Here is a 15,796-nt window from a genome sequence, read left to right on the forward strand (position 1 = left end):
GGTAGCCTAACTGCGAGAAAGACAATTCGAGCAGAGACGAAAGTCGGGCTTAGTGATCCGGCGGTAGAGAATGGGATTGCCGTCGCTCAACGGATAAAAGCTACCCTGGGGATAACAGGCTGATCTCCCCCAAGAGTCCACATCGACGGGGAGGTTTGGCACCTCGATGTCGGCTCATCGCATCCTGGGGCTGAAGTAGGTCCCAAGGGTTGGGCTGTTCGCCCATTAAAGCGGTACGCGAGCTGGGTTCAGAACGTCGTGAGACAGTTCGGTCCCTATCCGTCGCGGGCGTAGGAAATTTGAGAGGAACTGCCCTTAGTACGAGAGGACCGGGGTGGACAAACCGATGGTGTACCAGTTGCGTAGCCGTACGCACAGCTGGGTAGCCAAGTTTGGAAGGGATAAACGCTGAAAGCATCTAAGCGTGAAACCCACCTCAAGAAAAGATTTCCCATCCGAAAGGAGTAAGACACCTTGGAGAAGACGAGGTAGATAGGCCGGAGGTGTAAGAGTAGAAATACTTTAAGCTGACCGGTACTAATAAGTCGAGGACTTGACCTTAAGCATTGTGCAGTATTCAAAGTTCATTAAAGCATATATATGAAAAATATTATCACCGTTCACAAATTGTGTTTTCTATATACTAACGGCTCACTACGTTAGTTCGGCTAAAGCCGTCTATGCGTTGTGACGGCTTTTAACGCCTCACTGCACTGCGTTCGCCGAGTATATAACGAAAACGCAATTAATAGTTCACTTGTGATAATATTTTTCAGGGAAATACTTATATAGAAAAGAATTAACAGAAAAGATTTTTTCCGAAATATGCATAAGACAAATGAACAAAAGATTTCCGGTGGCAATAGCGGAGGTTAAAAACCCGTTCCCATACCGAACACGGAAGTGAAGCCCTCCAGCGCCGATGGTACTGATAACTCGGGAGAGTAGGTCGCTGCCGGTAAAAATTTATAAAAGAGGTAGTCTGTTTTTAATGGACTATCTCTTTTATATTTTTTATGATATAATTAACGTTAAAATTAAGATAAAAGGAGGTGAGGAAAGGTGTTGAAAAGTAAAAATATTGAACTTGTACCTTTTGAAACTAAATATATTGAGAAATTCGTTGAATTTCGCAACAGTGAAGACAGTAGAAATTTTTTGATGCCTGGTATACCATATCCTGTGACAGAAGGTTCAGTTTCAGAGTGGCTTAGTAAAAGGGCAAATCCTAGTGAGTCAGGTGAATTTGCAATTATTTATAATGAAACTAAAGAATATATAGGCAATATTTCATACGGCAATGTAGATTGGAAAAATAGACATTGTGAAATTGCGATAATGATAGGTGAGGAAAAGTATAGAAATAGAGGACTTGGTTCAGAAGCAATAATGACTTTATTAGATTTTATATTTAATGAATTAAATTTGCATCGAGTTGAATTAAAAGTATATGATTTTAATGAGAGAGCAATAAGATGTTATGAAAAATGTGGCTTTAAAAAAGAAGGATTGCTGAGGGAAGTTGTATATAAACATGGTCGATATATAAACGAATGGGTAATGAGTATTGTTAAAGATGAATTTTATAGATATAATTACCAGGGAAATAATAGAAATAATACATAATGGAGGAAATATGAGAGCCTTTTTAGCTGTTAAATTAAGTGAGAATATTATAAATGATATTAAGAATTTGCAAGAGGAACTAAAAAAATATACAATAAAAGGAAGATGGACAAATAAAGATAATTTACATATAACTCTTAAATTTTTTGGTGAAATAAATGAAGAACAAGTTAGTAAAATAAGAGAGACAATAAATGATATATCAGCGAATTTTGAATCATTTTACATTAAACTAAATAAAATTGGTTGTTTTGAAGGAAAAGATAATATAAGGGTACTATGGTTGGATGTTAAAAATGATAATAACCTTATATTATTACATGATGCCATCGAAACAGAATTATCTAAGGCAGGATTTAAAAAAGACGATAGAAAATTTAAAGCCCATATCACTGTTGCAAGAGATATTATTTTGAAAAAGAGCATAGAAGAAATAAACAATCTATATAAATTAGATTCTGATTATTTTGCTGTATCAAATATATATCTTATGGAAAGCAAGCTAGAGAATAATAGAAGAGTTTATAAATCTATTTTTGATGCTCCATTAAAATCAAATAAGTAGGGGGGAGCCTACTTATCGTCGGGTGTTACATATAATGTTTTTTGATTAGTGTAGATTACGAAACCCGGTTTTGACCCGGATGGTTTTTTAACGTACTTTCTTAATGTGTAATCAACTGGTACGTTTGATGAATTTTTTGCTTTGCTATGTAATGCAGCAAGTTTTGCTGCTTCTAGAATAGTGCTATCAGGTATCTTAGTGCCTTTGCTTTTGATAATGACATGTGAGCCAGGAATATTCTTTGTGTGTAGCCACATGTCGTTTATATCTGCAAATTTCATTGTAAGGTAATCATTTTGCACATTATTTTTTCCAACATAGATATCAAAATTGTCTGAAGATATATAATGTAGAGGTTTGGATATACTTTTCTTTTGTTTTTTGTCTTTATTTTTCTTTTTTATGTATCCTGTATCTGATAATTCTTCTCTTATTTCATCGATTTCTGATGGCAATGTACACTGCTCAACATTTAAAAGTTGCCCTTCTAGATATTCTATCTCTTTTTTTGTTTCTTCTATTTGTTTTGTAAGAAATTCTACTGCATTTTTTAATTTAGCATATTTTTTGAAATACATTTGAGCATTTTCATTTGGCGTATATTTAATATCAAGTGGTACTGTTATTTCTTCACCAGTATAATAATTTATTGTTTTAAATGCATCTGTTTTTTTGTTAAGTTTATACAAATTACTTGTTATAAGCTCACCATATAGCTTGTATATATCTGCATTTTCAGCATTTTTCAATTCATCTAATTGTTTTTCAAGCTTATTATATAATCTCTCTAGATGTGTTTGAATAAGCTTTTTCAAATCATGAGAACGAGATTTTAAACTTTCTGCATTTGCTTTTTCTCTATAAAACTTTAATGCGGCTTCGTTAACACTTTTATAGAAAACTAAATTTTCATACTGTGTAAGCTCAATGATGGAAAATTCATAAGGATTATCGTCAACATAAGCGATACATGGTTTAAAGTTTGAATTTTCTAAGTGGCTTTTCAATAAATTTAAATTGTAAATTAATTTCTCTATACCATCTTCTGAAAGCTCATTTATGTATCTATCATCAACTTGACTTCTATATGCGATTTCTCTAGACAAAACAGGACTAAATCCTTCAAAAAGATTTAAAAGTGCCTTATCAATTTTTTTACCATTAAAAAGCTGTAATGCAGCAAATAAATCTTCTTTTTTAAATTTTTTTATGTTTAATTTATCCTGTGATGGCGGCAGTTCATATTTAATACCTGGCGTGATTTCTCGTATTTTGCTCATGTCTTGATATACTCGTTTAACACTGTCTACTATAATTTCACTTTCCTTATCTATTAATATAATATTGCTGTACCTTCCCATTATTTCAACTACTAATGTTTTCACTACTTCTTTCTCTAATTCATCACGGCTTAAAACATCAATAAAAACGATCCTGTCGAATCCTTTTTGATAAATATCAACAATTTTTCCACCTTGTAGATATTTGCGGAGCAACATGCAAAACATTGGTGGGTTAATTGGATTTTCCTTATATTCATCTGTTAGATATATCCTTGGGAAATTAGCATTAGCAGATATTAGCAATTTATAATTGTTACCAATATTTCTTATATATATAATAATTTCATCCTTTTCTGGTTGATATATCTTATCTATTTTACCACCCAGCAGTTCATTTCGCAATTCGTAAATAATGCCATAAAGTGTTATGCCATCAAGAGCCATATAAAAACAATCCTTTCTAAACAAGTTCTATATAATAGTATACCACGACAAAAATTAATTACAAATTGACAGATTATGTAATATAAGTTACAATTAATTGAGTAAATTTTTATAACCAGTTTTTTATAAAATTATGTTATAATATATATGCGTTATTTGTATTACCGAGGTGAAATATTGTGAAATTTACTAAAATGAATGGTTTAGGTAATGACTTCATTGTATTAGAAAATTTAGAAAACAAAGTGTATGATTATGATATATTGGCTAGAAAATTGTGTGATAGACATTTTGGAATAGGTGCAGATGGGCTTTTGATTGTAGAACCGTCAGGAATAGCTGATATCAAAATGAGAATAATCAATTCAGATGGCAGTGAAGCAGAAATGTGCGGCAATGGGGCACGTTGTTTTGCAAAGTATGTTTATGAAAATGGCATTGTTAAAAAAGATAAGATGTCTGTAGAAACATTATCAGGAATTATAATGCCCGAATTGATTTTTAAAGATGATGTTGTAGAAAAAGTGAAAGTACACATGGGCAGTCCAATTTTTAGACCTGATATGATACCTGTAAAAACTGATAAAAAATCATTTATAGAAGAGGCAATTAAAATAGATGGTAGGTCTTATATTGTAACGTCATTATTGGTTGGTGTACCACATACTATAATTTTTGTAAATTCAATTGATGAGAATATGATTTTAAATGTAGGACCATTAATTGAAAAGTTACAAATATTTCCACGTGGAACAAATGTAGATTTCGTGAAAGTTGAGAATGACAGCAATATTACAGTAAGAACTTGGGAAAGAGGTGCTGGATTGACTCTTGCTTGTGGCACAGGTGCTTGTGCGTCTGCAGTTGCATCAGCATTAACAGGGAGGACGAAAAGAAATGTTTATGTTCATTTTAAGAAAGGAGACTTGTATATTGAGTGGCTGTTAGATAATAATATTTATTTAACAGGAATTGCTGAAGAAGTTTTTACAGGAGAAATTAAGATTGTTTAGTTAAGAATAAAGTTGATTATAATATTTGATAGGTGATAAGATGATAAAGAGTATGACAGGTTACGGTAGAGGTGAAATAAGCGAAAATGGCTTTCATGTATGTGTTGAGATTAAGACATTAAATCACAGATTTTTAGATGTGTCATTAAGACTCCCAAAGCCATTAAGCGCTTTAGAAGAAAAGCTGAGATTAAGGATTGCTGACAGCATAAAAAGAGGAAGAGTAGAGATAAACGTTTCATTGGAGACATACGGAAAAAGTTTGGATGTTCTTGAATTGAATAGTGATCTTTTAAATCAATACTTGGCTATATTAAATACTATTAAAGATAAGTTTGCATTGTCAGGTGATATAAAAGTAAGTGATATTTTATCACTTTCTGGTGTTATAGAAATAAAAAATGTAGATATTGATGTTGATAATCTTTGGGTGACATTAGACAAGGCATTGTCTATTGGAATAAAAAATTTAATTGACATGAGGGTTTCTGAAGGTATAAAATTAAAAGACGATATAATGAATAGGCTTGATATATTAAGCAATATAATTGATAAAATAGAGGAGAGAGGACCAATTGTTGTTAAAGAATACAAGAAAAAATTAGAAGCACGTATAAGAGAATTGACTGGCAATGATTTTGATCAAAATAGATTTTTAACAGAAGTGGCTGTAATGGCTGACAGGACAAGTATCGCAGAAGAGATAACAAGATTTAGAAGTCATATCAGTCAATTTAGGGACTCCCTAGATAGTGATATGCCTATAGGGAAAAAGTTAGATTTTTTGACTCAAGAGATGAATAGAGAAGCAAATACAATTGGTTCAAAATCAGTAGATCTTGATATTGTCAATGGGGTGATAGAGTTAAAAGATCAGATAGAGAAGATAAGGGAGCAAGTGCAAAACATAGAGTAGGGAGGATATTTATGGCAATCAAACTTATAAACATTGGATTTGGCAATATTATTTCGGCAAATAGATTAGTAGCTATTGTTAGTCCTGAGTCTGCTCCTATTAAAAGAATAATTCAAGAGGCAAGGGACAGGGGAATGCTTATAGATGCTACATATGGCAGGAGAACGAGAGCAGTTATAATAACTGATAGCGATCATATTATCTTGTCTGCTGTTCAGCCTGAGACTGTTGCAAATAGGCTTAATTCAAAAGATATTATTGATGAGGATATTGAAGATGACGATTCTGAAGATTAAGGGGAATGATTTAGTTGTACAATAAAGGTTTGTTGGTTGTTGTATCCGGCCCATCTGGGGCTGGCAAAGGAACAGTGTGTAAAGCACTTTTAAAGAAAGATAACAATTTAAAATTAAGTATATCGATGACTACGAGAAAGCCACGCAATGGTGAAGTCGACGGAGAAAATTATTTTTTCACTACTGTTGAAAAGTTTAAAACGCTTATTGAAAATAATATGCTTTTAGAATGGGCAAAAGTTTACGATAATTACTATGGAACTCCAAAAGAATTTGTACAGAAAAACATAGAGGAGGGTCATGATGTAATTCTTGAGATTGACATTCAAGGAGCATTAAAGGTTAAAGATAAATTTCCAGAGGGTGTGTTCATTTTTATTTTACCGCCGTCAATGGAAGAATTGAAAAACAGGATTAAAAAAAGAGGTACCGAAACAGAGGAAGAGATATTGAAGAGATTTAAAAGTGCATATGAAGAAATTAATTTTGTATCAAGATATAATTACGTAGTTATAAATGATGATGTGGATTTAGCTGTTGACAAAATTCTTGCAATTATAAAGGCTGAAAAATGCAGAGTTGATAGAAATAAAGGGTTATATCTTGAAATAAAGGAGAGATGATAGATGATTTTATATCCATCAATAGTTGATTTAATGAACAAAATAGACAGCAAGTATACTTTATGTGCATTGGTGTCGAAACGAGCAAGGCAGATTATAAGTGGAGAACCAAGTTTGATAAAGTCTGACTCAAAAAAGCCCGTTACAATAGCTACAGAAGAAATTAACGAAGGACTTATAACATTTGAAAGACAAAAATTTGGCATAAAGTAGAAGGTGTTTTGATGAACGGTTCAAAAAATGTTGTTGTTGGAGTTACTGGCGGGATAGCAGCTTATAAATCAGCAGATCTTGTTTCAAGACTCATTAAAAAAAATATAAATGTTGATGTTATTATGACTGAATCCGCTACAAAGTTTATATCTCCATTGACATTTGAATCTCTGTCTCATAACAAAGTTGTGGTTGATATGTTCGAAAGCCCAAAGTTTTGGGAGATAGAGCATATTGCTTTGGCAGAAAAAGCAGATGTATTTGCTGTAGTGCCTGCTACAGCAAATGTTATAGGGAAAATAGCAAATGGCATTGCAGATGACATGCTTACAACAACTGTGATGGCTACTAAAGGTAAAGTTATTTTAGCACCTGCCATGAATACAAATATGTACAACAATGCAATATTTAAACAGAATCTTAAAAAACTTATGTCATTAGGATATATAATAGTAGAACCAGATAACGGAAGGCTTGCTTGTGGGACATACGGAAAGGGTAAACTGGCGGATATAGGAATTATAGAAGATACAATACTAAAATATTTACTATTAGATAAAAATGATTATGATGGAAAAACTGTTTTAGTGACTGCAGGACCTACCGTTGAGCCAATTGACCCTGTGAGATATATTACAAACCGTTCATCCGGTAAAATGGGCTTTGAAATTGCAAAAGCTGTAAAGTCTCGTGGTGGAAGGGCTATTTTAGTTACTGGTCCTACAAATCTGGAGGATCCTATCGATATAGAAACGATACATGTTAACACTGCATGTGAGATGTATGATGCTGTTATGAAATTAAAAGATAATATTGATATTTTCATCGGTGCAGCAGCAGTTGCCGATTATCGTCCAGAAAGATATGAGCTTAACAAAATAAAAAAGAGTGATGACAATATAGAATTAAAGTTAATTAGAAACCCTGATATATTGTACGAATTAGGAAAGAATAAAGGCAATATAATTTTAGTTGGCTTTGCTGCTGAAACAGAGAATTTAATAGAAAGTGCTAAAAAAAAAATTAATAAGAAAAATTTAGATTTAATTGTAGCTAATGATGTCTCAATGGAAGGTGCTGGATTTTCAGGGGATACTAATATAGTTAATATAATAGATAAAGACCTGAATATAAAAGAATATCCATTAATGAGTAAGACTGATGTAGCACATACAATACTTGATGAAATAAAAAAATATTTTAATTTATAGCCTTAGCGGCTTTTTTTTATGGGGGTATATATGTTTGTCAATGTTGTTTTAAATGAATTTTCACGAAATATAGATAGAATACTTACATATCGAGTACCTGATGACATTAATAATTTAAAAATAGGCATGAGAGTCTTGGTTCCTGTCAACAAAAGTTTTGTTGAGGGATATGTAATAAATTTATTGGAAAAGACCGACTTACCAATTGAGAAAATAAAGCCAATAATGCGTGTTTTAGACGATATTACTGTGTTTGATGAAAAATTATTAAATTTAGCTATTTGGATGAGAGACTATTATAGATGTAATTTATCTGAAAGTTTACAATGTATTGTGCCTTCAGGAATAAAAAACGGCATAAAGAAAGTAAAAAAGGTGACGCTTAATAATGGATACCTAGATGATGTTTCAATTACATCAAGGCAATTAGAAATATTAAATTATCTTAAAGACAATGGCACAGTTTTATTATCGGATTTAGTTAAAGATTTAAATGTCAGTTATTCAACGGTAAATAGTTTAGTCAGAAGAGGAATTATCTATGTATATTACGACGAAGTAAATAGACTTAAAATGCCAGATTATAAAAGGACAGATAAACTTGTTCCTACAAAAGAGCAGGAATATGTAATTAATGAAGTAAAACATTCAATAGGTAAAAATGTTTTTGAAAAATATCTTTTGTTTGGTGTTACCGGCAGTGGTAAAACTGAAGTTTATCTTCAACTCATAGAAAAATGCATTGAGGAAGGGAAAGAATCAATTGTATTAGTACCTGAAATATCTTTAACACCTCAGACAATAGAAAGGTTTATATCGAGATTTGGCAATTTAGTTGCTGTTCTTCACAGTGGACTATCGGATGGTGAGCGGTTCGATGAATGGAGAAAAATAAAAAATGGTGATGTTAAGGTTGTCGTCGGTGTAAGAAATGCCATATTTGCTCCATTTTCAAACATAGGATTAATCATTATAGATGAAGAGCATGAGAACACCTACAAACAATCTGATTTTAAACCTAGATACAATGTAAAAGAAGTTGCAGAAAAAAGGTGTGAAATAGAAAAAGCAGTTTTACTTCTTGGTTCTGCTACTCCTCAGATAGAGTCGTATTATAAAGCTTTAAGGAATGAATATAAATTATTAAAATTAAAAGAAAGAATTGGACTTGAATTGCCAGAAGTTGAAGTCGTAAATATGAGCCGTGAATTAGCCGATGGGAATAATTCAATATTTAGCAGAAAACTGTATAAAGAGATAAGAGAAAACTTAATGAATGGTGAACAGACAATATTATTTTTAAATAGAAGGGGTTATTCTTCTTTTGTTATGTGTCGAGATTGCGGTTACGTTCCTGAATGTCCTAATTGCGACATATCGCTTACATTTCATGCTAATGAAGGAAAGCTGAGATGTCATTATTGTGGGTACAATATTAATACAGTTTACGTATGTCCTAAATGTGGTAGCAAAAGAGTTAGATATTTAGGTATTGGTACAGAACGGGTAGAAAAAGAAATAAAAAAATTATTTCCTAGAAGCAGAGTTTTAAGAATGGATGTAGATACTACGAAAACAAAAGGAGCCCATGAAAAAATTTTCAATGAGTTCAAAAATGGACATGCAGATATTTTAATAGGTACTCAAATGATATCGAAAGGCTTTGATATTCCTAATGTAACATTGGTTGGAGTAGTCTTAGCTGATGTAACGCTAAATATACCAGATTTTAGATCGGGTGAAAAAACTTTTCAGCTTTTAACTCAGGTAGCAGGAAGAGCTGGGCGAGGAAGTAAACCTGGAAGAGTAATTATTCAAACATATGAAGAAGATAATTACAGTATTGTATCAGCAAAAAATCAAGATTATGAATCATTTTATAACGAGGAAATTCGGTATAGAGAAATTTACATGTATCCACCTTTTACACATTTGCTAAATATTGTAATTTCAGGTCCTATAAAAAATGATGTGGTAAATTGTGCAGCGTCAGTGTATAATTTAGTTTATAAAACTATTAACAAAAGTGAAAAAAAGAGCTATAATAAAGTGTTAGGTCCGTCGTCTGCTCCTATAGAAAGAATAAAGAATAACTATAGGTGGCAGATTATTATAAAATCCAGCGATAGAGGTATTTTGCAGAATGTTTGCGATGTTTTAAATACTCTTAAGTTGCATAGAGGCATTAAAATATCGTTTGATTTGGACCCGCTAAATTTAATTTAAGGAGGATTTTTATGGCATTGAGGTATATTAGAAAAATAGGAGATCCTGTATTATATAAGAAGGCAAAATATGTTGAAAAGATTGATGATCATATATTAATGATTTTAGATGATATGGCAGAAACTATGTATAGTGCAGATGGTGTTGGACTTGCTGCGAACCAAATCGGAATTTTAAGAAAGCTGGTTGTCATAGATATAGGCGATGGCCTCATTGAATTGATAAATCCAGAAATAATTCTAGAAGAAGGGGAGCAGATAGGACAAGAAGGTTGCTTAAGTGTACCAAATGTAACTGCGGAAGTTAAAAGACCTAAGAAAATCAAGGTTAAGTATCAAGACAGAAATGGAGATATAAAGGAAATAGAAGGAGAAGACTTTTTAGCTAGAGCATTATCACATGAAATAGATCATCTGAACGGAGTATTATTTATTGACAAAGCGATAAGGATTATAAATGAAGATGAAGAAGAAAAACTGGAGGCTGAGTGATTTGAACATTGTGTTTATGGGAACACCTGAATTTGCTGTTCCATCTCTTGAAAAGCTGATTGAGTTCGGCCATAATGTAATGCTGGTTATAACTCAACCTGACAAGCCAAGAGGTAGAGGCAAAAAAATATCTTATTCTCCTGTAAAAGAGTGTGCTATAAAAAACAATATAGACGTATTCCAGCCGCCAAAACTTAAAAATAATAAAGAAGTATTTGATAAGTTAAGGAAGCTGAATCCGGATTTGATTGTTGTGGCTGCGTATGGTAAAATTCTGCCTGAAGAGATATTGCAAATACCAAGGTATGGTTGTATTAATGTACATGCATCTTTGCTCCCAAAGTATAGAGGTGCAGCACCAATAAATTGGGCGGTTATAAATGGCGAAAAGGAAACAGGAATAACAATCATGTATATGGAAAAAGGATTGGATACCGGCGATATTTTATTGCAAAAGTCTATCCCTATATTGGAAGAAGATAATTCTGAAACTGTTCATGACAAATTAGCTGTTCTTGGTGGAAATGCTTTGATTGAAGCGATTAATAAAATGGTAGATGGTGCATTAAAGCCTGTAAAGCAAGATGATAGCAAGGCAACATATGCTCCAATATTGGAAAAATCTATAGGACTTATTGATTGGCAAAAGAGCGCAGTTGAGATAAAAAATCTTGTAAGAGGACTGAGACCCTGGCCTGTAGCATATACGTATTATAAAGGCAATATGTTAAAAATATGGGCAGCAGAAGTATATTCATATGAAGGTAAAGAAAAGCCGGGCACTATAATTACTACAGGCAGTGCTTTAATAGTTAAATGTGGCAAAGATGCATTAAAAATATTAGAAATTCAATCAGAAGGTAAAAGAAGAATGACTGTGGAAGAATTTTTGAGGGGCCATACAATTGAAAAAGGTGAACAATTAGAGGGGATATAATTTTGACAGGTAAAAAACGTATATTTTTAGGTCTTTTAAGTGTATTAATAATTTTATTGATTGCCGGAATTTTATTTCTATTGTTCATATTAAAAAGTAAAAGCTCTGTAATGTACAATTTATTAATGGGCTCTTTAATTTTGTTTTTTTCAATAGTGACTATTTTTTTGATTTTTTGTATTATTGGTTTTATATATTTAGTTTATAGCAAAAGTAATAACCGTACATTAAATAAGATATTGTTAACTTTAATAGATGCTTCGTATCCAGTATTACAGATATTAGGTGGATTTTTAGGCATTGATAGAGAAAAATTTCAGCAGTCTTTTACAAATATAAATAATTTTTTGGTTAATTCTAGACATGAGAAATATTTGCCTGAGGAACTTTTAATATTGACGCCACATTGTTTACAATTTAATGAATGTAAATTTAAAGTGACAAACGATATTGATAATTGCCGAAGGTGTGGAAAATGCCAAGTCAGTGATCTAATAAAATTAAAAGATAAGTATGGCGTTAAAGTTGCAGTCGCAACAGGAGGTACATTGGCAAGAAAAGTCGTGAAAGATATAAAGCCCAAAGCTATTATTGCCATTGCTTGTGAAAGAGATTTGACAAGTGGAATATTGGATGTAAAAAAAATACCCGTTTATGGTATAATAAATACAAGACCTAATGGTCCATGTTTTAATACAAAGGTAAATATAAATGAGATTGAAAAAGCGATCATAAATTTCACGAATGGAGGATAGTATTATGTTTTGGTATTATGATCCCACATATATTTTGCTTATACCTGCAATTTTGCTTGCGATGTATGCACAATTTAAAGTTCAAAGTACGTTTAGTAAATACTCAAATGTCAGAAATAGATATGGCTATAGAGCATATGAAGTTGCTAGAAGATTGCTTAATGAAGCAGGGCTTTATGATGTAAGTATTGAAATGATACCAGGAAGTTTAACTGATCATTATGATCCAAGAAGCAGGGTATTGAGGTTGTCTCAGACAGTATATGGAAGTGATTCTATAGCAGCTATAGGTGTTGCAGCACATGAAACAGGACATGCAATACAGCATGCTAGTGGATATATTCCACTCAAATTAAGAAACGCCATTGTTCCAGTCGCTAATATTGGCACCAGTGTTTCTTGGCCGCTTTTGATAGTGGGATTTATATTTGGTTCTACACAGCTAATCGATATAGGCATTATATTATTTTCAGCAGTAGTTTTATTTCAGATAATAACACTGCCTGTGGAGCTGAATGCAAGCAATAGAGCTATAAAGCTTCTTGAGTCAGGTGGACTCTTTATGAGGGATGAACTTTATCCAGCAAGGCAAGTGCTTAATGCAGCAGCATTAACTTATGTTGCTGCGGCATTTGCCTCTATTATGAATCTTGTCAGATTATTAATACTAAGGGATAGGAGAGACTAATTTTCTATCCCTTCTTTTTTAGACATTTTATTTTTTATTGATAAAAGTTATTTGAGTATTTTAAATAAATACAGAGGTGTATTATGAATCAGCGAGATATTGCTTTTAAAATTTTATACGACGTATTTGCAAAAAAAGGTTATTTAAATATTGTGCTTAATAAATATTTAAATAATGATGAAATAGAAGACGTAGATAAAAGTTTTATTAAAGAGATAGTTTTTGGGCCGATAGAAAGAAAGTATACGCTAGATCATATTATCGATCATTACTCAACGAGAGGTATTAAAAAAATTGACGATAAGGTTCTTATAATACTTGAAATGGGTTTGTTTCAGCTAATGTATATGGACAAGGTTCCCGATTATGCAGCTATAAATGAATCAGTTAATCTTGCAAAAAAGTATGTAGGAAAGTATGCTTCTAAGTTTGTCAATGCAGTATTGCGAAGTTATTTACGCAATACTAAGCAGATTAAGTTTTTACAACCTGATGAAAACTTAACCGAATATTTATCTTTTAAATATTCATTTCCTGAATGGATTGTTAAAAGACTGTTAAATAATTACGATAGAGATGCTACAGAGAGTATATTAGAATCGCTTAATGGCAGACCTGAAATATCAATCAGGATTAATACTTTAAAGATTGATGGAAAAAGTTTTGAAAAAAAATTAAAGTATAGGGGACTTAACTATAAAAAAGGATTGTACAATGATGAGGCTTACTATATAGGCTTAAAAAATATTACCAATGATGAAATGTATAATGATGGATTAATACAGGTTCAAGATGAAGGAGCCATGATTATTTCAAAGGTTTTATCTCCGGAGCCTGACGACATGGTGATGGATGTTTGCAGTGCGCCTGGAGGAAAAACTACTCATCTGTCTCAATTAATGAATAACAAAGGTAAAATAGTAGCGTTTGACATATATGAACATAAAATAGACTTAATAAAAAGAAATTGCAGGAGATTAGGCATAGATAATATAGATGCACTTGTATTTGATTCAACTAATGTAAATAGTGAATATATTGATAAAGCTGATAAAGTTCTTGTTGATGTTCCATGCAGTGGAATAGGGATCATAAGAAAAAAACCGGATATAAAATTGAAAAATTATACAGAGAAAGATTTTGAAGAACTAAATAACATACAGTATCGCATACTTTCTTCCAGCTCTAAATATGTAAAAAGGGGTGGGTATATTTTATACAGCACTTGCACAATAGGCAGAGAAGAAAATATGAATGTAGTTGATAAGTTTTTAAATGAAAATAAAGAGTTTAAGATTTCTGATATAAGGCCTTTTTTGCCAGAGAAATTAATATCTTATGTAGATGATAGAGGATGTATACAACTGCTACCAAATATAAACAATACAGATGGTTTTTTTATATGCAAAATGCAGAGAAATAACTAATTTTTTATGATATAATATCTGTAAGAAAATTTGGAGGCGTTTTAATTGGTCGATTTAAAAAATATGACTATTGATGAACTAGAAAAATTTTTTATCGATATTGGAGAAACAAAGTACAGAGCAAAGCAAGTTTTTCAATGGATCTATAGAGGAGTAACAAATTTCGATGATATGACAGATTTAAAAAAAGAGTTGAGACAAAAATTAAAAAATATAGCATATATATCTAGCTTAAAAATTGTTCGGAAATTGGTTTCAGATGTAGACGAGACAGCAAAGTATCTTTTTTTACTTGAGGATGAAAATATAGTTGAAGGTGTGGCTATAAAGTATAGTTTTGGCAATACTTCCTGTATATCTACTCAGGTAGGATGCAATATGAAATGCTCATTTTGCGCATCAGGAATTGAAGGAAAAGTTAGAAATTTAAAAGCATCTGAAATGGTAGATGAAGTTCTTATAATGAATAATGATTATGGTAAAATATCAAATATAGTATTGATGGGCAGTGGAGAGCCATTTGACAATTATGATGAGGTTATGAAATTCATAAAAATTGTCAATAATCCCTTTGGTATGAGCATAGGCATAAGGCATATTACTATTTCTACATGTGGGATTGTTCCGAAAATTTATGATTTTGCAAATGAAGGTTTAGGTGTTAATTTGTCTATATCATTACATGCACCTACGGATGATTTAAGAACACAGTTGATGCCAATAAATAAGGTATATCCCATAAAAGATTTGATAAAAGCATGTAAGTATTATATTGATAAGACTCATAGAAGAGTGACTTTTGAATATTCGCTAATAAAAGATGTAAATGATAGCCATGAGATAAGCGTAAAATTATCAAAGCTCTTAAAGGGTCTTCTGTGCCATGTTAATTTGATACCAATTAATTATGTAGGTGAAATTGGATATAAGAAAGCTGACAATAGGAAAATAATGGCTTTCAAAAATACTCTTGAAGAAAATGGCATTACGTGTACAGTTAGGCGTGAGCTTGGTAGTGATATTGACGCTGCTTGTGGGCAATTGAGAAGGAAATATTTAGCTGGAAGGGTGAAATAAAACAA

16 protein-coding genes and 2 rRNA genes (1 of these 18 running past the window's edge) are annotated in these 15,796 nt (G+C 32.0%); 17 read left to right on the top strand and 1 reads right to left on the bottom strand.

Going from position 1 to position 15,796, the window contains the following annotated elements:
- The 4 genes from Q2T46_RS15240 to thpR form a co-directional block, all read left to right on the top strand.
- Positions 1-561: ribosomal RNA gene (locus tag Q2T46_RS15240) — 23S ribosomal RNA — on the top strand (it extends 2,314 nt beyond the left edge of the window).
- Positions 562-852: 291 nt separating this feature from the next.
- A 5S ribosomal RNA gene (gene rrf / locus Q2T46_RS15245) occupies positions 853-961 on the top strand.
- Positions 962-1,062: 101 nt separating this feature from the next.
- A complete protein-coding gene (locus Q2T46_RS15250; RefSeq protein ID WP_303264807.1) occupies positions 1,063-1,626 on the top strand; it encodes a GNAT family N-acetyltransferase in 564 nt (187 codons plus the stop codon).
- A complete protein-coding gene (thpR, locus tag Q2T46_RS15255; protein ID WP_303264806.1) occupies positions 1,577-2,191 on the top strand; it encodes an RNA 2',3'-cyclic phosphodiesterase in 615 nt (204 codons plus the stop codon). The genes Q2T46_RS15250 and thpR overlap by 50 nt, the downstream gene beginning before the upstream one ends.
- An 8-nt stretch (positions 2,192-2,199) precedes the next feature.
- Here thpR and Q2T46_RS15260 read toward each other — a convergent pair whose 3' ends face one another.
- Positions 2,200-3,918 carry an NFACT family protein gene (locus Q2T46_RS15260; RefSeq protein WP_303264805.1) on the bottom strand — a complete coding sequence of 573 codons (1,719 nt, stop codon included), beginning with the start codon at positions 3,916-3,918 and terminating at the stop codon, positions 2,200-2,202.
- A 179-nt stretch (positions 3,919-4,097) separates the two neighbouring features.
- Here Q2T46_RS15260 and dapF point away from each other — a divergent pair, with 179 nt between their 5' ends.
- The 13 genes from dapF (at position 4,098) to rlmN (ending at position 15,791) form a co-directional block, all read left to right on the top strand.
- Complete coding sequence (gene dapF / locus Q2T46_RS15265; protein ID WP_209454238.1) at positions 4,098-4,931, top strand: diaminopimelate epimerase; 834 nt, start codon at positions 4,098-4,100, stop codon at positions 4,929-4,931.
- Between the two features lie 40 nt (positions 4,932-4,971).
- Complete coding sequence (locus Q2T46_RS15270; RefSeq protein WP_209454239.1) at positions 4,972-5,847, top strand: YicC/YloC family endoribonuclease; 876 nt, start codon at positions 4,972-4,974, stop codon at positions 5,845-5,847.
- Positions 5,848-5,858: 11 nt separating this feature from the next.
- Entirely contained in the window at positions 5,859-6,143 is a 285-nt protein-coding gene (remA, locus tag Q2T46_RS15275; RefSeq protein WP_303264804.1) for an extracellular matrix/biofilm regulator RemA, read from the top strand.
- A gap of 14 nt (positions 6,144-6,157) precedes the next feature.
- On the top strand, positions 6,158-6,766 hold the full coding sequence (gmk, locus tag Q2T46_RS15280; RefSeq protein WP_209454241.1) for a guanylate kinase: 609 nt from the start codon (positions 6,158-6,160) through the stop codon (positions 6,764-6,766).
- A 3-nt stretch (positions 6,767-6,769) separates the two neighbouring features.
- On the top strand, positions 6,770-6,979 hold the full coding sequence (gene rpoZ, locus Q2T46_RS15285; protein ID WP_303264803.1) for a DNA-directed RNA polymerase subunit omega: 210 nt from the start codon (positions 6,770-6,772) through the stop codon (positions 6,977-6,979).
- An 11-nt stretch (positions 6,980-6,990) separates the two neighbouring features.
- Positions 6,991-8,190, top strand: coding sequence for a bifunctional phosphopantothenoylcysteine decarboxylase/phosphopantothenate--cysteine ligase CoaBC (gene coaBC, locus Q2T46_RS15290; protein WP_303264802.1), 1,200 nt, complete (start codon positions 6,991-6,993; stop codon positions 8,188-8,190).
- A gap of 30 nt (positions 8,191-8,220) precedes the next feature.
- Complete coding sequence (gene priA, locus Q2T46_RS15295; RefSeq protein ID WP_303264801.1) at positions 8,221-10,416, top strand: primosomal protein N'; 2,196 nt, start codon at positions 8,221-8,223, stop codon at positions 10,414-10,416.
- 11 nt (positions 10,417-10,427) lie between these two features.
- Entirely contained in the window at positions 10,428-10,907 is a 480-nt protein-coding gene (def, locus tag Q2T46_RS15300) for a peptide deformylase (protein WP_303264800.1), read from the top strand.
- A 1-nt stretch (position 10,908) separates the two neighbouring features.
- On the top strand, positions 10,909-11,844 hold the full coding sequence (gene fmt / locus Q2T46_RS15305; protein ID WP_303264799.1) for a methionyl-tRNA formyltransferase: 936 nt from the start codon (positions 10,909-10,911) through the stop codon (positions 11,842-11,844).
- Between the two features lie 2 nt (positions 11,845-11,846).
- Positions 11,847-12,599, top strand: a complete 753-nt coding sequence (locus tag Q2T46_RS15310; protein WP_303264798.1) for a DUF116 domain-containing protein — start codon at positions 11,847-11,849, stop codon at positions 12,597-12,599.
- A 4-nt stretch (positions 12,600-12,603) separates the two neighbouring features.
- Positions 12,604-13,287 carry a zinc metallopeptidase gene (locus Q2T46_RS15315; protein WP_303264797.1) on the top strand — a complete coding sequence of 228 codons (684 nt, stop codon included), beginning with the start codon at positions 12,604-12,606 and terminating at the stop codon, positions 13,285-13,287.
- Between the two features lie 83 nt (positions 13,288-13,370).
- The gene (rsmB, locus tag Q2T46_RS15320; protein ID WP_303264796.1) at positions 13,371-14,714 is read left to right on the top strand and encodes a 16S rRNA (cytosine(967)-C(5))-methyltransferase RsmB; all 1,344 of its coding nucleotides are present in this window, start codon (positions 13,371-13,373) and stop codon (positions 14,712-14,714) included.
- Between the two features lie 45 nt (positions 14,715-14,759).
- A complete protein-coding gene (rlmN, locus tag Q2T46_RS15325; protein ID WP_303264795.1) occupies positions 14,760-15,791 on the top strand; it encodes a 23S rRNA (adenine(2503)-C(2))-methyltransferase RlmN in 1,032 nt (343 codons plus the stop codon).
- Positions 15,792-15,796: the final 5 nt, after the last annotated feature.

The organism is Thermoanaerobacterium sp. CMT5567-10, assembly GCF_030534315.2.
Lineage (GTDB): Bacteria > Bacillota > Thermoanaerobacteria > Thermoanaerobacterales > Thermoanaerobacteraceae > Thermoanaerobacterium.